Annotated in this window: 10 protein-coding genes and 10 pseudogenes; 9 read left to right on the top strand and 11 right to left on the bottom strand. The window is 60.8% G+C overall.

The genetic code is table 11. The features are described from left to right. Positions 1-12: 12 nt before the first annotated feature. Complete coding sequence (locus tag IVB23_RS13760; RefSeq protein WP_247337951.1) at positions 13-336, top strand: hypothetical protein; 324 nt, start codon at positions 13-15, stop codon at positions 334-336. On the opposite strand, the gene IVB23_RS13755 is transcribed toward IVB23_RS13760, so the two are convergent. Next, a complete protein-coding gene (locus tag IVB23_RS13755) occupies positions 315-1,400 on the bottom strand; it encodes an IS110 family transposase (RefSeq protein ID WP_247803896.1) in 1,086 nt (361 codons plus the stop codon). The genes IVB23_RS13760 and IVB23_RS13755 overlap by 22 nt on opposite strands. A gap of 351 nt (positions 1,401-1,751) precedes the next feature. Between IVB23_RS13755 and IVB23_RS13750 the strand changes: the two genes are divergently transcribed. From IVB23_RS13750 to IVB23_RS13730, 5 genes and pseudogenes are all read left to right on the top strand, one after another. Beyond that, entirely contained in the window at positions 1,752-1,949 is a 198-nt protein-coding gene (locus IVB23_RS13750; RefSeq protein WP_148756753.1) for a hypothetical protein, read from the top strand. Beyond that, positions 1,930-3,999 (top strand): recombinase family protein, encoded by a 2,070-nt coding sequence (locus tag IVB23_RS13745; protein WP_247803895.1) that lies wholly within the window; start codon positions 1,930-1,932, stop codon positions 3,997-3,999. Before IVB23_RS13750 ends, IVB23_RS13745 begins: the two co-directional genes overlap by 20 nt. 398 nt (positions 4,000-4,397) lie before the next feature. After that, positions 4,398-4,640: pseudogene (locus IVB23_RS13740) on the top strand (IS256 family transposase); the annotation flags it as partial. Positions 4,641-5,744: 1,104 nt separating this feature from the next. Next, positions 5,745-6,254 (top strand): annotated as a pseudogene (locus tag IVB23_RS13735) (transposase); the annotation flags it as partial. A 118-nt stretch (positions 6,255-6,372) separates the two neighbouring features. Next, positions 6,373-7,917, top strand: a pseudogene (locus IVB23_RS13730) (ISNCY family transposase). A 567-nt stretch (positions 7,918-8,484) separates the two neighbouring features. Here the strand turns inward: IVB23_RS13730 and IVB23_RS13725 are convergent. The 4 genes and pseudogenes from IVB23_RS13725 to IVB23_RS13710 all read right to left on the bottom strand — a co-directional run. Then, positions 8,485-8,685, bottom strand: coding sequence for a transposase (locus tag IVB23_RS13725; RefSeq protein WP_247804852.1), 201 nt, complete (start codon positions 8,683-8,685; stop codon positions 8,485-8,487). Between the two features lie 315 nt (positions 8,686-9,000). Next, the gene (locus IVB23_RS13720) at positions 9,001-9,645 is read right to left on the bottom strand and encodes an aminotransferase class III-fold pyridoxal phosphate-dependent enzyme (protein WP_247803894.1); all 645 of its coding nucleotides are present in this window, start codon (positions 9,643-9,645) and stop codon (positions 9,001-9,003) included. 34 nt (positions 9,646-9,679) lie between these two features. Further along, positions 9,680-10,392 (bottom strand): annotated as a pseudogene (locus tag IVB23_RS13715) (IS5 family transposase). A gap of 91 nt (positions 10,393-10,483) precedes the next feature. Then, positions 10,484-11,273 (bottom strand): annotated as a pseudogene (locus IVB23_RS13710) (aminotransferase class III-fold pyridoxal phosphate-dependent enzyme); the annotation flags it as partial. Between the two features lie 425 nt (positions 11,274-11,698). On the opposite strand from IVB23_RS13710, the pseudogene IVB23_RS13705 reads away from it, so the two are divergent. After that, positions 11,699-12,974, top strand: a pseudogene (locus IVB23_RS13705) (IS256 family transposase). Positions 12,975-13,014: 40 nt separating this feature from the next. On the opposite strand, the pseudogene IVB23_RS13700 reads toward IVB23_RS13705, so the two are convergent. Beyond that, positions 13,015-13,308, bottom strand: a pseudogene (locus tag IVB23_RS13700) (transposase); the annotation flags it as partial. A gap of 73 nt (positions 13,309-13,381) precedes the next feature. Here IVB23_RS13700 and IVB23_RS13695 point away from each other — a divergent pair. Continuing rightward, positions 13,382-14,371 carry an IS3 family transposase gene (locus IVB23_RS13695; protein WP_247803893.1) on the top strand — a complete coding sequence of 330 codons (990 nt, stop codon included), beginning with the start codon at positions 13,382-13,384 and terminating at the stop codon, positions 14,369-14,371. A gap of 74 nt (positions 14,372-14,445) precedes the next feature. On the opposite strand, the pseudogene IVB23_RS13690 reads toward IVB23_RS13695, so the two are convergent. From IVB23_RS13690 to IVB23_RS13670, 5 genes and pseudogenes are all read right to left on the bottom strand, one after another. Further along, a pseudogene (locus IVB23_RS13690) lies at positions 14,446-15,287 on the bottom strand (IS5 family transposase). A 97-nt stretch (positions 15,288-15,384) separates the two neighbouring features. Further along, positions 15,385-16,222, bottom strand: a pseudogene (locus tag IVB23_RS13685) (IS5 family transposase). A 599-nt stretch (positions 16,223-16,821) separates the two neighbouring features. After that, positions 16,822-18,297 carry a cytochrome c peroxidase gene (locus IVB23_RS13680; RefSeq protein ID WP_247803892.1) on the bottom strand — a complete coding sequence of 492 codons (1,476 nt, stop codon included), beginning with the start codon at positions 18,295-18,297 and terminating at the stop codon, positions 16,822-16,824. Positions 18,298-18,451: 154 nt separating this feature from the next. Further along, entirely contained in the window at positions 18,452-18,742 is a 291-nt protein-coding gene (locus IVB23_RS13675; RefSeq protein WP_247803891.1) for a hypothetical protein, read from the bottom strand. Between the two features lie 399 nt (positions 18,743-19,141). After that, a pseudogene (locus tag IVB23_RS13670) lies at positions 19,142-19,355 on the bottom strand (hypothetical protein); the annotation flags it as partial. Between the two features lie 268 nt (positions 19,356-19,623). On the opposite strand from IVB23_RS13670, the gene IVB23_RS13665 reads away from it, so the two are divergent. Further along, positions 19,624-20,841, top strand: a complete 1,218-nt coding sequence (locus tag IVB23_RS13665; protein ID WP_247804850.1) for an IS110 family transposase — start codon at positions 19,624-19,626, stop codon at positions 20,839-20,841. The last annotated feature ends 296 nt before the right edge of the window (positions 20,842-21,137 follow it).

Below are 21,137 nucleotides of genomic sequence, written 5' to 3'. Positions count from 1 at the left end.
GCGATTTTTTTCATGACCGAGATGACGATTGCAGAAATCGCGTACGTCCATTCTTTTGTTCGGCTGCGCCGCGGGCCATTCTTCCGTCCCGGCCATCGATCTCGCAGCCGCCGCGCGCAGGGGCGGTCAAGGCTGGCCGCGTTTGCAGCCACCGCAAGGCTTGGCCTTGACCGGCCCGAGCACGGCGGCATGCTGGCGTGGAACGGGACTGCATTCCTGGCTGGCACTTGCCGTCAGGCGGGATTATCCTGGGTGGGCGCGGGCGACCTCGTGGCGAAGCGTGGCGCATCGGCTGCAAGCGCCACCAGGCTGCCCTATTTTGTCTTGCCGAGCTGAGGCGCCCGCGCGCCGGTTTTTGGCCGCCGTGGTTTCCATTGCGTCACCAAGCGCTCGTAGCTTTGCTCCGCCTGTGCGGCAATCAACATCTCGCGGTCGCGCAATGCCTTGATGTTGTAGGCATACGCTGGCCCACGCCGGCTGCCTTTCTGTTGCGGATGTCCGGCTTGAAGCTGCATCGCGCGGGTCTTAATAGCGACCAGTGCCGGGCGCGCCCATAGGTAATCCTCGCCCTTCGTCAACAAATGCCAGCAAAGCACGGTGAGCTTCCGGGCCACGGCCACCGCGGCGATCTGATGGCCACGCCGGGCGCGGATGCGCACGAAAAACGCATGCAGCGGACCGGGCGCCTTGGCCGCTGCCCAGGCCGCCTCGACCAGCATGGCGCGCGCGTGACTGCGGCCGATCTTGCTGATGCGGCCGTGATGGGCGGCGCCCAGTCCGGACTGCCGCACCCGCGGGTTCAGCCCAAAATAGCTCACCAGCTTCTGCGGGCTGTTGAACCGGCTGATGTCGCCGATCGCCGCCATGATGCCGGCAGCGACCGCCAAGTTGACGCCGGTGATCGTCATCAATCTGTTGACCGCGGAATCGTCGATGGCGTCCTGCGCGATCTCGCGGTCGAGCAGGGCCAGATCTTCCGCCAGCCGGTCAAGCTCGCGGACGTGCCGATCGATCGCCGCGCGCTCATCGTCCGGCAACGGTTGGGCGGCCAACCACGCCCGGCCGCGGCCGTTGAAAAGATCGGCATGCGGGCACTTCGGGATCAGGTGCGCGTGCAGGATCGAATGCACCTCGTTCTTGAGCCGCGTGCGATGCCGCACGACCTGGTAGCGCCGCGCCACCAGCCGACGCTTGCGTTCCGTCTCCGCGTCAGGCGTCCAGATCTGCGGCAGGTACCCAGCCGCCTGCAGACTGGCGAGCGTGCCGGCATCGATCTTGTCGGTCTTGACGTGAGCCTGGGCGATCGCCTTCACCTGCAGCGGATTGGCGATAATCACCCGTGCCACGAACGGTGCCAGAACCCGCGATACCGCCATGCTGTTGCCGGTCGCTTCGACCACCACCTCATCACTGGCCAGCAGGGTCTTGCCAAATCCCGTCGAACCAGCGTCACAATGCCGGGTGTCCGGCGTTCGAGGTGCGGATCTTCTATCCGTTCCATCCACGGGCCGGGCAGATGGTGCAGGTCGAGCACCGCAAGCGGTTCGCCGGCGAGGATCATCTGGTCGTGGTTCAGCCCGACGGCACGCTCGCCCTGATTTCGGCATGGATGAGTGAGGAGACGGCTCGCTCCACGGCAATCACCGGCTCTCCTTGTTTATCTGTCGATAGGCTCGTCGAGCTGCGCGTCCGGCTCGATGCGCTTCTAGCCTCGCCTGACGGGGAATCAGCCCCGCACCAAGGAGGCGATCATGCGACCACGACCGAGCCGGCAGCGAGACCTGTTCGAAGTCGATCAAAAGATGTTGGACATTCCGACCACGCAGAAGCCTCTGCTTGTCAGCCTGATCGAGCGCATGCTGGTCGAGGCCCTAGCCGACGACGACATCGCGACAGACGCGGCCAGCGACAAGGCAAGGGAGGTCGCTGATGAGCAAGATCGCGCCTGAGCACCTCGCCCGTCAGGCCGTCGTCTACATCCGTCAGTCGACGGCTGATCAGGTCGCCAGCAATCTGGAAAGCAAGCGCCGTCAATATGGACTTGCCGATCGGGCGCGGCAGCTCGGCTGGAGCGATGTCGCCATCATCGATGACGATCTTGGCCGCTCTGGCGGTGGCGTTGCGCGGCCCGGCTTCGAGAAGCTGCTGGCTGCCATCTGCGACGGGCGTGTCGGCGCCGTTGTCTCGATCGAGGCGTCGCGCCTGGCTCGTAACGGCCGTGACTGGCACACATTGCTGGAGTTCTGCGGTCTCGTGGGTACGCTGATTGCCGACGAGGACGGAGTCTACGATCCGCGTCATCCCAACGACCGCCTGCTGCTCGGCATGAAGGGTACTATGAGCGAGATGGAGCTATCGGTCCTACGACAGCGCTCGCTGGAAGCCTTGAAGCAGAAGGCGCGCCGCGGCGAACTGTTCATGACGGTTGCCATCGGGTACGTGCGGATCGGCAACAACAGCATCGCGAAGGATCCGGATCGGCGCATTGCGGAAGCCATCACACTTGTCTTCGCGAAGTTTACCGAGATGCAGTCACTGCGTCAGGTGCACCTGTGGCTCAGGCACGAGCGCATCCCGTTGCCGGCCGTCGCCTACGGCACAGAAGGCCGACGGATTGAGTGGAAGCTGCCAGTCTACAACACGCTCTTGCACATCCTGACCAACCCGATCTACGCCGGTGCCTATGCATTCGGACGTACGGGCAGCCGCGTCAGCATCGAGGCCGGCCGCAAGAAGGTCGTTCGCGGCTTCAAGAAGGAGCGCGACGACTGGGAGGTATTGATCCCGAGTCACCACGAGGGTTATCTGAGCTGGGCGGATTACGAAAGGAACCTCAGCCTGATCGCGGACAACGCCAATGGCAAGAACCCAATGAGCCGCGGCGCATTGCGCCGTGGCGAGGCGCTGCTGGCCGGCCTTCTGCGCTGCGGCCATTGCGGGCGCAAGCTGCATGTCGCCTACTCCGGCAAGGACGGCAACACCGGCCGTTATCACTGCCAGGGTGGCTTCATCAATCACGGTGGCGATCGCTGCATCTCCTTCGGCGGCATGCGGATCGATCGCGAGGTCGGCATCGAGGTGATCGAGCGCCTGCAACCGCTCGGAATCGAAGCCGCACTCGCGGCGCAAGCGGTGCGCAGCCGTGCCAGCGAGGACAAGCGGCGGCACTTGGAACTGGCGCTCGAGCAGGCCCGCTACGAGGTCGGCCATGCGCGGCGTCAATATGATGCCGTCGATCCCGACAACCGCCTCGTTGCCGCCGAGTTGGAGAAGCGATGGAACGAGCGGCTGGCCATCGTCCGCGATCTGGAGACCGAGCTGGAAGGGCTGACAGCCTCACCCGCGACAGAACTGACGCCGGCCTATCGCGAGCGGCTGATGACGCTCGGCGCCGATCTACAGCTGGCCTGGACCAGGCCGGGTGTGACGCCGGAGGCCAGGAAGCGGATCGTGCGAACACTGACTGATGAGATCATCGTCCACGTCGAGGACAACGCGCTCAATCTCGTGATACGTTGGCACGGCGGCGACCACTCCGCGCTCAAGGTCAGGAAGAACCGCTCGGGGCAACATCGCTGGAGTGCGGCGGGCGAGACTATCGATTTGGTCCGTGTACTGGCGCGGCAGATGCCGGACAAGGCGATCGCTTCGGTGCTCAATCGCGCCGGCAAGACGACAGGGCGCGGCAACGGCTGGACACAGTCACGCGTGTGCAGCCTGCGAAGTCACAATGCGATTGCGACCTATCGGGAGGGCGAGCGACGGGAGCGCGGCGAGGTCACGCTCGACGAGGCCGCTGCAGTCCTGTCCGTCAGCCCGTCGACGGTGCGCCGTCTGATCAAGGATGGCCAACTCGCGGCGAGTCAGCTCTGTAAGGGTGCGCCGTGGATCATCAAGGCGGCCGATCTGGAACGTGCCGATGTGAAGAGCGCTGCGACCGCCCGGCGTCTGCGGCGTCCGCCGTCCGGCGATCCGCTGCAAAAAGTGCTGGAACTCTAACGACATGGACAGGTGAGCATTATGAAGCGGGCTCGTCCAACGCAGTCCGCGTCATATCAATGCGGCCCGCATGTCGAAGCCTGCCATCCTCCCAAACCACCACCTCTCCGAAAGTTCGGTGGACGTCGATGCCAATCACCCGTCGCATTCGCACCTCCTGCCAATCAGACCACATGACGGGAGCTACGGGCGACACGACAACTACGGATTCGCGCTTTCAGCGCAACCGGGCGAGTCGCAGAGGCGGCCAGCTACCAACTCGAGCTCGCGGCTCATCGAATGCATCGGCCTGCCCGCACCTTCGTGCTCCCGGTGCCTCTGTCCCGATGGTCGCACCATACGCTACGATCTTGAATATCGCAGCGGAACATCGGCACCGAGAAACTCTCATACCGGTTACCAACCCCATCGAAAGCACCTTCGCCACCGTGCGCCACCGCACCATCCGATCGAAGGGCTGCCTGTCCAACCAGACGGCACTCGCGACGGTCTTCAAACTGCTCGAGGCCGCGCAGAGAAGCTGGCGTCGTCTCGATGGCCACAACCAGTTGTCAAAACTCGTTCTCGGTGTGACATTCAATGATGGGATCGAGGTCATCGCCAAGCCGACCGACCGTCAGCCCATAACCGCCGCCGCCTGACCGGCTCCGGCCGTCACCAAAATTTGGCGATAGCTCCGAGACGTCGCCAGTCCGGCGGACCAAACGAGCAACTCGCAAACAGGACTATGCCCCCTTCCTGCTCCCAGTCGAAGCTTGTGCTGTCGGCCCAGATGCAAAGCAGGACTACCGCTATCTTCCTAGCAATTGTGGCCTGCGTTCTGTCCGGCACAGAACTTGCTCACTTCTCGCAGCATCGCCGCACCATTGGACTGATGGTGATGCCTGAGGATCGGGCGTTGAGAATGCAACGCCGCTCCCGGAACTCTTGCAATAACACCAGATCAGCGGAGCAAAGCCATGGAATATGTCGCGCTGGGGATTGCTGCGATCCTCTTCATCGCGGTTCTCGTCGGTTGGTGGTGGGCTGTTCGGAAGCTCTTCTAGTGCCGAGTTTGTACCCGCAGGTAATCGGAGCCGCACGCAAACTGCGTCAGAGCCAAGCTTGCCATTGACGTCCAAATGACCGCCTAAGCCTTCAAGAGAAGGTTACACATCTTCTGGCGAGAGCTTTGGGCCCCCTACTGTTTCTAACGTAGCATGAAAGCTTTGGATGCTGGGGCGGACCTCTTTGTCCCTGGCTCCATGAATGTCAAGCCCCGACTTTCTGTAGTTGAACAGGTCGGCGACATCATCTTGAACTCACTCGGTAACATCCGGGTCGAGATCGAGTCTGTCGCATGATAGAGGTTTTCCGTCGAGATCATTTTGCCACAGTCCGCCCCGCTCAGCTTGTCGCCGTCAATGGTCGCTCGTTCGAGTGGCTGGACATCCGCACCGACACAGCCGCCCAGCTGCGTGATCCGGTGACGCTCGAACGAGCGTGGGTGCCCCTAGTCGCGATCACCGTTCCGGCGCAGCCACAATGGGCGCCGACGCATCCCGCGACTTCAGAGGCTGGTCGACCATTTTGCAAGTGTTCTTACCGCGGTGTTCGTCGGAAAACAGTCAGCTCTTCGCGCCGAAGCTGATTATACGGATCGGGCTTGAGCTATCACCCAAAGTTGGTGACGGCGGGAATCGGAAAGGCGGCATATCGTGGGGGTGCTTGACGCCTCCACTTCTCCACCGAAGGAGCGATATGCCGTGTCGAACGATAACGTCATCCATCTGATTCAGCCAGGACTCTTCGACGATCAACTCACAGAAGTCTTGCGCAATGGGGCGCGTGCCCTGCTGGCCCAGGCGGTCGAGGCCGAGGTTGCAGACTTTCTCGGCCAGCATGCCGATTTGAAGACCCGGGACGGCCATCAGCGCGTCGTCCGCCACGGTCACCTGCCGGAGCGCGAGGTGATGACCGGCATCGGTCCGGTCGCCGTCCGCCAGCCGCGTGTACGCGATCGCGAGGCGGACGCCACCGATCTTGGCCGCATCCGGTTCTCGCCGTCGATCCTGCCGCCCTACATGCGCCGGTCGAAGTCGATCGAGACGCTGCTGCCGATCCTTTACCTGAAGGGTATCTCGACCGGCGACTTCTCCGAGGCGCTGGCTGCGCTGCTCGGCAAGGATGCTGCCGGGTTGTCGGCCTCCGCCATCGGTCGCCTGAAGGATGGCTGGCTCGACGAGCACGCCGCGTGGCAGAGGCGCGATCTGTCGCCGATATAGCGCGACAATCTGGATGGGAAGCGCATTGCGTCGCCAGAAATGTTCCTGAATGCTGAGTTGTTGCCTCACGTAAATTGCTCCCCAATGGCAAGGGAGCGCAGGGACAACGATGAGGCGATTGAGTATGGCGACGCGCAAGGAACTGAAGTCTGCTTTGGCGCGGCGCTACAGCATGTCGAGCCGCGTCGAAAAGGGCCGCATCCTCGACAGTTCGTTGCGATCACGGGCTTCCATCGGAAGCATGCGATGCGGTTGCTGCGCTGCGATTTTGAGGGCAAGACAGAGCGTCGCCGCAATCGTCCGCGGATCTACCAAGACGCGGAGCGAAATGCGCTGATACTGCTTTGGGAGGCTGCAGACCGGGTGTGCGGCAAGCGTCTGAAGCCCCTGCTGCCGATCTTGATTGAATCGATGGAGCGGCACGGCCATATCGACCTGGCGTCAGAGGTTCGGGCTAAATTATTGTCGATGAGTGCGGCGACGATCGACCGGGCACTTCGATGCGTTCGTGAGCAAAGCGGTCGGCCGCGTCGTCGCTCTGTGGCAAGTGCTCTGCGACGCAGCATCCCTATTCGTACTTCAGCGGATTGGGGAGATCCGGCGCCTGGGTTCGTCGAGGCCGATCTTGTTGCCCACAGCGGTCCTTCGGCGCGCGGCAGTTTCGTCCACACGCTTGTTCTCACGGACATCGCGACCGGCTGGACGGAATGCGCGCCACTTCTGGTGCGTGAGCAGAAGCTGTTGAGCACGGTTCTGACCGAACTTCGTAAACAGCTGCCGTTTGCGCTCCTGGGTCTGGACACCGACAACGACTCTGTGTTCATGAATGAGACCTTGAAGGTATATTGCGAACAGGCTGGTATCGTCTTCACGCGCTGTCGCCCCTATCGCAAGAACGATCAGGCCTTCGTCGAGCAGAAGAACGGCGCGGTGGTCCGACGAATGGTCGGCTACCGTCGATTCGAGGGGCTCGAAGCGGCTGCTTTGCTGGCTCAGCTTTACCGTTCGGCCCGCTTGTTCGTGAACTTTTTCCAGCCGTCGTTCAAATTGATACGAAAGGAGCGCGACGGAGCGCGCGTCCACAAAACGTATAGCGCCCCCGCGACCCCACATCAGCGGCTGGTTGCCGAAGCAAGAACACCTGATGCCATCCGTGCCAGCGTCAATGAAATATATGCCCGCCTGGATCCGGTCGCCTTATTGCGCGATATCCGAGCCGCGCAGGAGAAGTTGGCCAGTCTCACCGCCGCCGGCCCCAGCAAGCCATCCAACTGCGGCGCCACCGATCGAACAGTTTTTGTCGAGCTTGCGGATCGCGTGGAAAGAAGGAGCGGTCCGCCCGACCGACAGGCCAATTGCGAAGCCGAAGCGACGACGCCCTGATCCGCTCGTCAAGGCTACGCCACAGCTGCGCGAATGGTTCGAGGCCGAGCCGTGGCGAACCGGCAGCGAACTCCTTTGCAAGCTTCAGGCAGAATGCCCCGGGCTTTACCCGAGCAAGGTACTCCGAACTCTTCAACGTCGTCTCAAATCGTGGCGCAGAGAGCAAGCAAGCGCACTGTTGTTTAGCTCGCGGGAAAACGCAGCACAAACCCACGTGATCGACACATCACCGGAAAGCCTGCCGCTGCTGGATAAAGGAACGGCGGTGTGAAGTAGACCGGTGATCGACCGTGCTCAAGGCTGGCGCGTTGCGCCACCGCCTTCGGCGGCTGGCGGCCTTGACCACGGTCGATCACCGGTCTGTTGGCTTTGCAAGCGCTCGGTCGAGGACCGAGCGCGACATCGGCGCGCTCGAGATGACCACCAGTTGTGCGACCGGCTTCTGTCGCTCCCCTGGCGAGGGAGCAAAATAGATGAGGCAATAATAGGCCTACCGGGAACATCGCTACATGCGGCAATACGCGCTCTCATCCTGATTGTCGCGCCATACTCAAGGGCTATGCCGACGGCCGCGAGGCCAAAGCAGGGATCGCGAGCTGGATAGCCTTCTACAACGTTCGCCGCCTTCATCAGGCGCACGGCTATCGCACGCCAATGGCGGTCTGGCGCGCAGCGTGATAGAAAGGGATCAGGAGCGGTCAGTTTCCAACTCACAAACCGGTTCAAGCGGTCCCGCTCTCCGGGTCCATTTCAGTCCGCGATCTTCGAAACCACGTCATTGCGCAACTTGATCTAAGAATCTGTCAGCCTAACAAGGAGGGGCATCACTGCACGCGCGTCAGATGCACGACGCCGTCGCTGATCTGCGGCCACTCGAAACGACCATCGTGGCCAAGTCGCTTGTAGACCAAAACGAGGCCGGTGCGACCGTGACCAATGCGAGCCGGCCAGCACGCGCCAATCTGCGCCACGTCGTCAACTGCTGGGCCTTCACACCATAACACCGTGCGACATCACATACGCGGGCGTCGGGCTTCATGCTCTCGAAAACAGCCCGCCCCTTGATCTCCGCAGACCACAACCGGCCTCCAGAACGCGTCCGGCGCGTAAGCTTCCCTACAAAGCCATCAGCCTCGGCTTGCTCACCCGATTGTTCCATCGTCTTCAGTCTCCTCTTGGCTCTCTGACCAGCCAAGAATCGCAGAGCGAAAGCCGAAGGGAAACCAATTAATCAAATGGGAGAAAAGCTCCGCTTACAACCATTCCATAAGTTCGATTGATTAAATTCATAGGTGTTTGTTGCGCAAAGTATTGATTTGGTGGGTCTCTCAAGGCGATCGGATCTGTAGGCAGACTAAACGGGTCGTGTGGGGACTTGTCCGGATCGCGACAGATTGACGACGGTTGCCTCAAGCTCGTGGAGCATGCCCGTGATCCCGTCGAAGAGCGCGTCGATTTGGTCCTTGTTGACGATCAGAGGTGGGCATATCGCTAACGCATCGTCGATATTCCGCACAATGATCCCTTGCTCGAGCATCAACCGGCTCGCGAAAGTGCCTACGTCTCCCAGAGTAGCAGCGGCTACCTTCCGCTCCTTGTCCAGCACCAGCTCGATTGCCGCAATGAGGCCAACGCCCCGGACTTCACCGACGAGCGGATGGTCGCTGAGCGTACGCAGCCGTTCCTGCATGTAGCTGCCGATGCGGCTACTGTTCGCAATCAGCTCCCGCTCCTCGATGAGTTTGATGTTTTCAATCGCGATGGCGGCGCCGACCGGATGACCGCCCCCTGTGAAGCCGTGAGCCAGCACTCCAACCCTATTGCTCTCTTCCGCGATAGGTTCGAACATGCAGTCATTCATTATGATCGCCGAGAGTGGAAAATAGCTGGACGTGAGCTGCTTCGAAACTACGATTACATCGGGCGCGATGTCGTAGGTTTCGCAACCGAACATTCTACCGGTCCTGCCAAAGCCGCAAATGACCTCATCGGCAACCAAAAGAATGCTGTGCTGTTTTAGGGTCTGTTTGGATTCATCTTGAGTTTGTCACGGCGGCGGTCAGATTGATCATTGCTTCGAAGCTCAAATCGGTTTTGTCGGCGCGCATGGCGATCCGCTTGAATTCCTTGAGCTTGCAGAAGAAATTTTCGATCAGATGCCGCCATTTGTACATTTCCTTGTCGATGGCGAGAGGCTTGGCGCGACGTGGGTGCTGGGAAATGACCACCTTGGCGCCGCGCTTGTCGAGGTCGGCGATGATGGCATTGCTGTCGAACGCCTTGTCTGCGATCAGCGCATCGAAGGCCAGCCCTTCGATAAGCGGCGAGACGCCGACCGTGTCGAAGCGCTGGCCGGGCAGCAGCACGAAACGCACGAGATTACCGAGCGCGTCGGTAAGTGCCAGGATTTTGGTGGTCATACCGCCTTTCGAGCGGCCGATGGCTTGGTTTTGCGTCCCCCTTTTGCGCCCTGTCCGTGGCGGTGGACTTTGACGATGGTGGCATCGACCATGACGTATTCCATGTCCGGCTCGTCCGAGACCGCATCGAACAGACGCTTCCAGACACCTGCCTTCGCCCAGTCGCGGAAACGCGTGTATACGGTTATCCAGTTGCCGAAGGCGCGCGGCAGATCGCGCCATGGGCTGCCTGTCCGGGCGATCCACAAGACTGCTTCGACAAATAGCCGGTTGTTCTTGCCGCTCCGGCCGGGATCAGCCGGCTTGCCAAGACAATGTGGTTCCATCTTCGCCCATTGGGCGTCAGTCAAAACGAATCGGTTCATCCCAAGCTTGAATCACAGCCAAGCCCAAATGAGAATCCTGAATCCAAACAGGCCCTAGTACGGTTTGTATTTTGTCCCAGTAAGTCGGCGGCGGAACGATGACGCCACCCGCGCCCATTACAGGCTCAGCGAAGAATGCTGCAATGGTATCGGAGCCTTCATGCTGAATCAGCGACTCGAGCTCTTCGGCCCGACGCGTCGCAAAAGTCTCCTCCGATTCGCCGGGACGACCGTCTTTGTAGAAATGGGGGGAGCCCGTGTGCAGAATGTTCGGCAGCGGCAGATCGAACGAGCGGTGGTTGTGCGGCAACCCGGTCAGGCTTGCCGCAGCGATCGTGACGCCGTGATAGCCGCGTAAACAGCTGATGACTTTCTTGCGCTGAGGCTGGCACAATGCATTCGAGCGATAGGCGATCAGCTTCGGCACTGTGTCATTCGCCTCCGAGCCGGAGTTTGTGAAGAACACCTTACTCATCGGCACTGGAGACATCTATCTTCACGAGCTTCTCGGCGAGCTCGATGGAAGGCCCATTCGATCGTGATGCGAAGGTATGATAGAATGGCAGGACTTGCATCTGACGATGCGCGGCTTCGATGAGTCGTTTCTCACTGAAGCCAAGTCCCACACTCCAAAGACCGGCCATGGCATCGAGGTAGCGGTTTCCGGCCGTGTCGAAGACATAGGAACCGTTTCCGCGCTCAATGATGAGCGGTCCGGCCTCTTGGTGCGACCGCGCGTTAGTGTAGGGATGGAGCTGATAAGCTTCATCTCTGGCCTGTTGAGAATTGGGCCGCATGGTCGACCTCACGGCATCGGTCCACAATTTGACCTCGGGAAACATGATAGAACACAAACAAGATCACATATTTGCAACGACGCGAGCGAGTATCTCTGCTGATATGCTAGTCGGAAATGTTGAGCTCGCCACCCGCCAAAGCTTGTAGGCTCTTATTTGACACTTGGTACGAATCCGAGAGCAGATTGCTTCCGTGTTCGGCTTGGTACGGTTGCGACCCTTCCGCCAAAGCAATCCGTTCGCGGAGGTCTTGCTGCAATTCCAGACAAGGGCTCGGCTGATCCCGTGCTGACGTGAGATAGCAGCGAACCGTTATTGAACAACGATTGCTCCGCCGAGGCCGCCCAACGCAAATGATGCGCGCATCCCCCGGTTGACCTAAGTCAATGATTGCTCTGCCAGAGCTCCCAGCTGTGTTGCCATTGGAAGTAGGGGATGTCCCGGGTTCTGTTGAATTTCTGAAGAGGTCCATGACGAGAGATATGACACCGGCTGGTTCGCCGGCGACCGGGGCTGTGGACGAAGCGTTTGCAGAAGTGCGGGCGAGCTTTGATCGGTTCTGCCTTGCGGCGGGGATCGAGGCGCTCGGCACGATGATGGAGGCGGATGTCACGGCGGCCTGCGGGCCGCGCCACGGTCGCGACGCGGCGCGGCGGGCGCACCCGTTGGGGCCGAACGCGGGGACGGATCGGCTTCCACGGCGGCAAGATCGAGGTCGAGCGCCCGCGGGTCCGGGGCGTGGACGGCCGCGAGGTCACGATCCCGAGCTGGGAAACGGCGGCGCAGGAGGACTGGCTCGGTCGCTGGGCGATGAATCTGATGCTGATCAATGTGTCGACGCGCCGGTTCGGCCGCGCTGTCCGGCTGCCCGAGGGTGACGTGCCGGCACCGCCCGGATCGGGAGTTTCGAATTCGGCGGCCTCGCGGAGGTTCGTAGCGCTGTCGGCGGCGCGGCTGGCCGACTTCATGGCTGCCGACCTGTCCGCGCTCGACCTTCTGGTGGTCCAAATCGATGGGCTGCATCTCGGCGACGATCTCGTGCTGGTCGCCGCGATCGGGGTTGACGGCGAAGGCAACAAGCATCCGCTGGCGCTGGTGGAAGGGGCGACCGAGAATGCCGCAACGGTTCAGGCCCTGCTCGACAACCTGGTCTCGCGCGGGCTCGCCCCGACGGTGCCAAGACTGTTCATCGTCGACGGCGCGAAAGCGTTGTCGAAGGCGATCCGCCGCACCTTCGGTTCGGCCGCTGCGATCCAGCGCTGCCAGATCCACAAGGCGCGCAACATCATGGAACGCCTGCCGAAAGAGCATCATGCGGCCACCCGTCGGGTGCTGCGCCAGGCCTGGGAGCTCGATGACGCCGACAAGGCTGAAAAATTGATCCGCAATCTCGCGCGTCGACTCGACCAGAAATGGCCCGGCGTCGCGGCCAGCATCCTCGAAGGCCTCGACGAAATCCTGACTGTCGTCCGGTTGAAGCTGCCGAAGGAGCTTCGTCGATCGCTCGCCTGTACCAACATCGCCGAGAACATGATGGGCATCATTCGCCGCGTCACACGCAACGTCAAACGCTGGCGGGATGCCGGTATGGCCCTGCGATGGGTCGCGGCCGGCATGATCGAGGCGAACAAGGGCTTCGGACGATTGAAGGCGCATAAGCAATTGTCGGTTCTGCGTGCGGCCCCTCAAGCTCACCACGATCGCATGACGATCAACCCCGTTGCCCACGTCACGAGGGCCGCGTAACATTCATTCCGGCAACGTCGGCCCGACCTAGTACTCGGAATCAGAGCTGAGTGATACGGCGGCCTTTGAAACGGCGTTGACGGACCTTTTTCTTGGTCCAGACGAAGGGCTCGGCTTTGTCGTTGTAGGCGTTGACGTAGGCATCGATGTGTTCCTGAAGCTGGTTGAGGCTTGTGAAGGAGGTGCCGCTAAGTGACTGCCCCTGCAAGATCGAGAACCAGACCTCGACCTGATTGAGCCAGGACGCGCTTGTCGGCGTGAAGTGGAATTGCACGTTGGGGTGGGCCTTGAGCTAGGGCTCGTTCTTCTTGTGGGTGTTGAGGTTGTCGAGGATTGAAATGGACCCCGATTTTGGGACCACGTGCCTAGTTGGAAGGGGCTGCTCCGTTTGATAGACGGAGCGCATGATGACGACGAAGACGAGACGCAAGATCGACGCGGCGCTGAAGGCAAAGATCGCTCTGGAAGCCGTGCGGGAGCAGGCGATGGTGGCCGATCTGGCCCAGCGCTATGAGGTTCACCCGAACCAGATCTATGCCTGGAAGAAGCAACTGCTGGACCAGGCGGCCCGGGCCTTTGACGCGGGTGTCGGGGCGGGAGAGCGAGGACGCTCGCGAACGCGAGATCGAGAAGCTGCACGCCAAGATTGGACAACTGACAGTCGAGCGCGATTTTTTAGCGCGGAGGTCCGGAAGATGAGCACGCCGGACCGTCGAGGAATGCTCGATCGCGCCAACATGGCGCTGTCGATCCGCCGGCAATGCATGTTGCTTGGCATCGCGCGCTCTGGGGTCTACCGGCCGCCACGGCCAGCCAACGACAACGACCTTGCCCTGATGCGGCGCCTCGACGAGTTGTTCACCGCCTGGCCGTTCCTGGGCTCGCGGCGAATGACCGCGATGCTGAAGGCTGAGGGGCTTCCGGTCAATCGCAAGCGCGTGCAGCGGTTGATGCGCAAGATGGGCATAGCGGCGCTGGGACCGAAGCCGAACACGACAAAGCCGTCGCCGGGCCACAAGATCTATCCCTATCTGCTGCGCAACATGACGATCGACCGACCGAACCAGGTGCGGGCGGCCGACATCACGTATCTGCCCATCGGCCGCGGCTTTCTCTATCTCGTCGCCATCATCGACTGGGCGAGCCGTGCGGTTCTGGCGTGGCGGTTGTCGAACACGATGGACGTCTCGTTCTGCGTGGCGGCTCTGGACGAGGCGCTGGCGACGTACGGCACGCCGGAGATCTTCAATACCGACCAGGGCAGCCAGTTCACCAGCGTGCCCTTCACCACCGCGCTGGCGGCCGCAAACATCAAGATCTCCATGGATGGCCGCGGTCGTTGGATGGACAACGTCTTCATCGTGAGCGTCATCCAGGGACCACGCGCTGAGGGCTGATCTGATCGATTAGGAAGATCTCGTGAACTGAATCATGACGAGGTCTCCCACCATGTCTAAGAGTCTGTCCGGGATCATGCTGTTTTTTGGCAGAGCTTTCGCAGCATGAGGCGGATTGAGGCGAGGCGCAAGAACGCCAATGCCTTTCGGTTGAGGCACTCCCAATCCTTGGCCAAACGGCGGCAGCGGTTGAGCCAGGCGATGGTGCGTTCGACGATCCATCGCTTGGGCAAGATCGCAAAACTCTTTGCTGTATCGGAGCGCTTGACGATCTCGACGTCGATTTGCCGGAGGATTTTGCGAACGGCGGACTGAAAGATCGGCCCCTGATAGCCGCCGTCAGCATAAAGCTTCAGCAGGAATGGATGCAGGCCAAACAGCGTGGCCATCACCAGCACCCCACCGTCACGATCCTGGATGTCCGCCGAATGCACGAGGGCGTGGAGCAGCAAGCCTTGAGTATCGACTAGGATGTGGCGCTTCTTGCCCTTGATCTTCTTGCCCGCATCGTAGCCATGCGGGTCGATCCACGCCCCCCTTTTTCCGCGCTCTTGACGCTTTGACTGTCGATGATGGCGGCGCTCGGGCTGGGTTCTCGGTTGGCCAATTCTCGACATTGTACATAGAGCGCGTGATGGATGCGATCGAGCGTGCCGTTCCAAGCCCACAAGTCAAAATAGTCGTGCACCGTGCTGCGTGGCGGCAGGTCCTTCGGGATCGCTCGCCATTGGCAACCGGTGCTCAGCACATACATCAGGCCATTGATCACCTCGCGCACATCGACCGTGCGCTTGTTGCCGCCTCGCTTGGCTGGCGCAATCAGCGGCTCCACCAACGCCCATTCCTCATCAGTCAAATCGCTTGGATAGCGTAGCCGGCTTCGGTCGTAACGACCGCGGTTCTCCTTCGTCCACATGGGCGCCCCTTCGAATCGGACCGCCACCCTTGAATCACAAATGATTCCGATGATTCAAGATGTTCCCGGACAGACACTTAGAGTCTGTCCGGAGAGATTATGCAGGATTGCACAGTTTTCTCAGCATGAGCCTGATTGAAGCGAGGCGGAGAAAAGCGAGCGCCTTACGATTGAGATTCTCCCAATCTTTGGCGAGACGCCTGCAACGCCCGAGCCATGCGAACGTTCGTTCGACGACCCACCGCTTCGGGAGGACGACAAATGCCTTCGCGTGATCGGAACGCTTGACGATCTCTATGTTCACCTGCGCCATTATTTTCGTCGCGGCGCGGCGAAACAGCGGACCTTGATAGCTGCCATCGGCGTAGAGTTTCATCAGAAACGGATACATGCCGAACATGGTCGCCATGACGAATGCGCCGCCGTCGCGATCCTGAATATCAGCGGCGTGAACAATGGCATGCATCAACAGGCCTTGCGTATCGACGAGAATGTGCCGCTTCTTGCCCTTGATCTTCTTTCCCGCGTCGTAGCCCGGCGGATCAATCGAAGCCCCCCTTTTTCAGCGCTTTTGACGCTTTGGCTGTCGATGACTGCGGCGGTGGGACTGGCTTCCCGGCCAATCGCTTCGCGGCATTTTACATAGAGTTCATGATGTATGAGGTCGAGCGTGCCATCCCAACTCCACAGGTCGAAATAATCGTACAACTCGATCGCGGCGGCAGGTCTTTCGGGATCGCCCGCCACTGACAGCCGGTGGAGAGAATATACATGAGGCCGTTCACAACCTCGCGCATGATCACTGTGCGCTTGTCGCCGCCGCGCTTGCCTGGCGGGATCAACGGTTCGACCAGTTTCCATTCGTCGTCGCTGAGGTCGCTGGGATAGCGTAAATGGCTGCGGTCGTACCGCGCCCGATTTTCATTCGTCCACATCGCCGGCCCCTCCGAATCAGGCTGCATCTATTGAATCACAAACGATTCATAGGATTCAACTTCTCCCCGGACAGACACTTAGGACATTGAAGCCTCTCCTTCCGATCATGAAGCTTCACCGCATGTATGATTCGGACTGTACAACCTGACGCTACGTAGACTTCAACCCCGATCGCAGAGCCGGCTCCGCAAATGAGCTATCGCCAAATTTTGGTGACGGACGGGCCGGTCAGGCGGCGGCGGTTTTGGGCTGACGGTCGGTCGGCTTGGCGATGTTTGGAACTCTCACCAGTTTGGCCGTGTTCTCCGGTGAACGTCAGCTCGCGGGCTCACGCGTCGCGCGCGAATCCAAGCGTACCAACTCAACGACGTCGACGCGCGAGAAATTGCGCGCTATCGTGGCTCGCTAGGCGAGTGTTTTCATCGTCGGATCAATTGGGATCAGCCGAATGCGTGCCGCTCCTCGTGACTTTAGCGGCAAGGCGGGAACTGAACTGCGACAGACGACGCGGCTGCTTCAGACGGCAACCAGGAGGGCAACGGGCCTGGAGTGTCTGCTGAGCTCGACAGTGTGACAGCGCTCGCCCTCGGTTTCCAAGCTAATTTTTCTGTGTGTACCCATCCGTCAGCGTCTGCATGAACGCAACCAACGCATCCTCTTCCTGGGTGGTCAAGCCCAGATTTCCGGTCTCGCTCTTGTTCATGTTGTCGGTGCTTTCGGGCGCCGGCCAACAGCCGGTCCCTTCGCGGGGGTCGTGAGGTGCGCAGCGCGGTAAGACGTCGCGCGTGTTGTAGAAATGCACGATCTGCTTCAGGCTCTTGAAATAGCCATTGTGTCCATAGGCTTTAACGAACTCAGGCGACGGTCGCTTGTCGACATTGCGCAGGGTGGGGACCCGGAAACGGCCTCGATTATCCGACGCCAGTGTTTTCCAACGAGCATCAACGGCGGACGGTTGGATGAGCGGATGGCCGCCGGAAAGAAAGGCTCCGACACCGCCGTCTACGAACGATGAGCCATTCCTATTGGCGATGTAGCCGCGCGCGTCAGGCAGGCCCTCAGAATAGTAGGGAAGCTGCGGATTGGTGGGCGTACCGATGTTGCTCGCGGTGAAGTCCGTGAAAAGCGGTTCTTCGCCGGGACCGCCGTCACGGTGACATTCGTTGCACCGACCCTTGCCGCGGAAGACTTCGTAGCCTTGTTGCTCCTGTGCGCTGAACTGCGCCTTTCCGGCGAGCACAGCGTCGTATTTCGAGGTGAACGCTGTGACTTCATGCGAGGCTTCGTAGCCAGCGATCGACTGTGCCATCTGGTCGAACGTCGTGGCCGCACGGCCGCGATCGACAGGGCTCAGATGCATCGGCGCTGGATCGCCGGGAGCCGGCGGGCCGGGGGTATTGCAGACGTCTTCAGCGTTTACCGGCCAGTCAATCGCAAAGGCCTGTGTACCCCAGACGGCTTCGAACAGGCCGCGATAAGGCCGTTGCGAAGCGCGATACACGGAGCACGCGATGTCGGGCAGGCCCATCTCTGTCGGATTGATGGGTGGACCTTCGGCTTGCTCAGCCGCGGGATTGCCGAGGCGACGACCGGTAGCACGCATGTCCCAGAAGTTACCTCCAACGAGATCGCCCTGCGCCTCGTTGTAGTGCAGCACCGGAGCGAGGGGCGCATAAGTGTGCGTCTGGGGCTTCCGTTCGCTGAACCGCGTCCGAACCGATCCGGGATATGAGCCGGTGGTCCGGTTGAGTTCCGAAATCGGTCCCGTAAATCCCGTTTCTGGCATGTGGCAGAACGCGCAAGCTTCGTTGCGATTGACCGAGAGCTCCTTGTCGAAAAGCATCAGCTTTCCGAGCAATTCGATCTGCTGCACCTGGTTATCCGGAACGGAGGTGAGTCGCTTCAAAGTGTCCGCTTCGATGCGGTCTATTTCGACTTCGACCCGGGCGATCTCGGCGAGGGCCGCCGGCGATAACGGTGCGACGCTCTCGCGAGCGGGCGGAGTTGCTGCCGCCATTAAGGCTGCGGCACCTATTCCGGCGGAAAGCGCCAGTCCCGTGTGCAACAATCTCATGGCGGGAGCCCCTTATAGTCTCGATGAGATGTCCTTGGCCTTTTCGCGTACAACTATATCGGTTTGCGTGCGTCAGCACTCGTTCCCTTGCGTGCGAAATCACGCTGAAAAATGGAGTTTCCGAGCTCGAAGGGCGCCTTGAAGTTTGAGCCGGTCAGCACGTATCCGCCGTGCGACTTCGTGTAGGTTTGCTGGAGCCAACCGGAAGAAGTGCAGAGCCGCTGCGGCCGATCACATCGGAGCAAGGAGTAGAGTGGCCCATCATGGCGGTCGCAACCTCGACCCCGAAGCGGCACGAGTTTTGCAGCAGTTCTAAATTTTGTTGCAGCAAATGGGTGCTTGCTTGGGCGACTTCCTCGCCGGCCTGTCTGGTCTGCTCAGCGGTCTTCTCGCCGGCGCTTTCCTTTTTTTGGGCGGACTTTTCGTCCTGGCGTAGACCGGCCATGTCTGTTGCTCCGTCGTTTGGTTTCGTTGGTGAGGCAGGATCCTGAGGTCTCCGTCACAGATGCGATCCTACGCAAGCAAACGCTGTCCCGTCCGGGACCGGTGAGTTTCAAGACTGTCCCTGAGTGGACACACTTGCTTGCTGCATATGACCCTCCCGAGTTTCAGGGACGTTGGACACTTGCATCGCGTCTTGACATCCTAGACGTCAGTAAAAGCCAAAGGGAGTGACCGAGAGCTTTGTCGAGCCACATACAAACTCTCTCATGTGAAACGCCGGACGACAACCTATCAAAATTGGTAGAGTCGAATGAAAGCGATGGACGGATGTGCGTTGAAGCGTAGCAATGGAAAATGGCATCGAGTTCAATTTGAGAGTAGCAGCCTACATCGACCAGTTTTATGGCGAGGCCGGGGGACCTTTAGCCGTAGGAACAAGAATATGTCCATCTCTGCGCAGCGTTTTGGGCAACTGGTTGTGGCCATCGCCAGCTTTTCTGCGCGGCCTCAAGCAGTTTGAAGACCATCGCGAGTGCCGTCGTGTTGGACAGGCAGCCCTTCGATCGGATGGTTCGGTGGCGCACGGTGGCCAAGGTGCTTTCGATGGGGTTGGTAATCGGTATGAGAGTTTCTCGGTGCCGATGTTCCGCTGCGATATTCAAGATCGTAGCGTATGGTGCGACCATCGGGACAGAGGCACCGGGAGCACGAAGGTGCGGGCAGGCCGATGCATTCGATGAGCCGCGAGCTCGAGTTAGTAGCTGGCCGCCTCTGCGACTCGCCCGGTTGCGCTGAGAGCGCGAATCCGTAGTTGTCGTGTCGCCCGTAGCTCCCGTCATGTGGTCTGATTGGCAGGAGGTGCGAATGCGACGGGTGATTGGCATCGACGTCCACCGAACTTTCGGAGAGGTGATGGTTTGGGAGGATGGCAGGCTTCGACATGCGGGCCGCATCGATATGACGCGGACTGCGTTGGAGGGATTTGGCAAGACCCTGCTGGCCAGTGATGAGGTGGTGGTCGAAGCGACCGGCGACAGCATGGCGGTATCGCGGGTTCTGGCACCGTTCGTGGCACGGGTGATTATCGCCAATCCGCTGCAGGTGAAGGCGATCGCCCAGGCTCACGTCAAGACCGACAAGATCGATGCCGGCACGCTCGCCAGTCTGCAGGCGGCTGGGTACCTGCCGCAGATCTGGACGCCTGACGCGGAGACGGAACGCAAGCGTCGGCTGGTGGCGCGGCGCTACCAGGTCGTGCGGCATCGCACGCGGCTCAAGAACGAGGTGCATTCGATCCTGCACGCGCACCTGATCCCGAAGTGCCCGCATGCCGATCTTTTCAACGGCCGCGGCCGGGCGTGGTTGGCCGCCCAACCGTTGCCGGACGATGAGCAAGCAGCCATCGATCGGCACGTCCGTGAGCTTGACCGGCTGGCGGAAGACTTAGCCCTGCTCGACCGCGAGATCGCGCAGGACGCCATCGACGATTCCGCGGTCAACAGATTGATGACGATCACCGGCGTCAACTTGGCGGTCGCCGCCGGCATCGTGGCGGCGATCGGCGACATCAGCCGGTTCAACAGCCCGCAGAAGCTGGTGAGCTATTTCGGGCTGAACCCGCGGGTGCGGCAGTCCGGGCTGGGAGCGGCCCACCACGGCCGTATCAGCAAGATCGGCCGCAGTCATGCGCGTGCCATGCTGGTTGAGGCGGCCTGGGCAGCGGCCAAGGCGCCCGGTCCACTGCATGCGTTTTTCGTCCGCATCCGCGCCCGGCGCGGCCATCAGATCGCCGCGGTCGCCGTGGCTCGCAAGCTCACTGTGCTCTGTTGGCATTTGTTGACGAAGGCGGAAGATTACCTGTGGGCGCGCCCAGCGCTGGTCGCCAACAAGGCCCGCGCGATGCAACTTCAAGCCGGACATCCACAACAGAAAGGGAGCCGTCGCGGAGCAGCCTATGCCTACAACATCAAGGCGCTGCGCGACCGCGAGATGTTGATTGCCGCCCAAGCGGAGCAAAGCTACGAACGATTAGTGTCGCAATGGAAAGCGAGGCGACCAAAACCTGGCGCGCGGGCGTCTCAATCCGGCAGGACAAAATAGGCAGTCCGGTGACACTTGCAGCCGACGCGTCACGCTTCGCCACGAGGTCGCCCGCGCCCGACAACCATAATCGCGGCTGACGGGAAGATCTAGCCACGCCAGGAACGCAGCCCCGTTCCACGCCAGCGTGCCGTCGTGCTCGCGCCGGTCAAGGCCAAGCCTTGCGGTGGCCGCAAACGCGGCCAGCCTTGACCGCCCCTGCGCGCGGCGGCTGCGAGATCGGTGGCCGGGACGGAAGAATGGCCCGCGGCGCAGCCGAACAAAAGAATGGACGTACGCGATTTCTGCAATCGTCA

This window comes from Bradyrhizobium sp. 191 (genome assembly GCF_023100985.1).
GTDB lineage: Bacteria > Pseudomonadota > Alphaproteobacteria > Rhizobiales > Xanthobacteraceae > Bradyrhizobium > Bradyrhizobium diversitatis.
The sequence above is the reverse complement of the archived record's forward strand: the minus strand, read 5'-3'. Positions and strand labels throughout refer to the sequence as shown.

Bases quoted from the DNA above. Each gene is read 5' to 3' on its own strand.
- IVB23_RS13760 (WP_247337951.1), top strand. From the start codon at position 13: ATGACCGAGATGACGATTGCAGAAATCGCGTACGTCCATTCTTTTGTT.
- IVB23_RS13750 (WP_148756753.1), top strand. From the start codon at position 1,752: ATGCGACCACGACCGAGCCGGCAGCGAGACCTGTTCGAAGTCGATCAA.
- IVB23_RS13745 (WP_247803895.1), top strand. From the start codon at position 1,930: ATGAGCAAGATCGCGCCTGAGCACCTCGCCCGTCAGGCCGTCGTCTAC.
- IVB23_RS13725 (WP_247804852.1), bottom strand. From the start codon at position 8,685: ATGAAGCCCGACGCCCGCGTATGTGATGTCGCACGGTGTTATGGTGTG.
- IVB23_RS13695 (WP_247803893.1), top strand. From the start codon at position 13,382: ATGACGACGAAGACGAGACGCAAGATCGACGCGGCGCTGAAGGCAAAG.
- IVB23_RS13680 (WP_247803892.1), bottom strand. From the start codon at position 18,297: ATGAGATTGTTGCACACGGGACTGGCGCTTTCCGCCGGAATAGGTGCC.
- IVB23_RS13675 (WP_247803891.1), bottom strand. From the start codon at position 18,742: ATGGCCGGTCTACGCCAGGACGAAAAGTCCGCCCAAAAAAAGGAAAGC.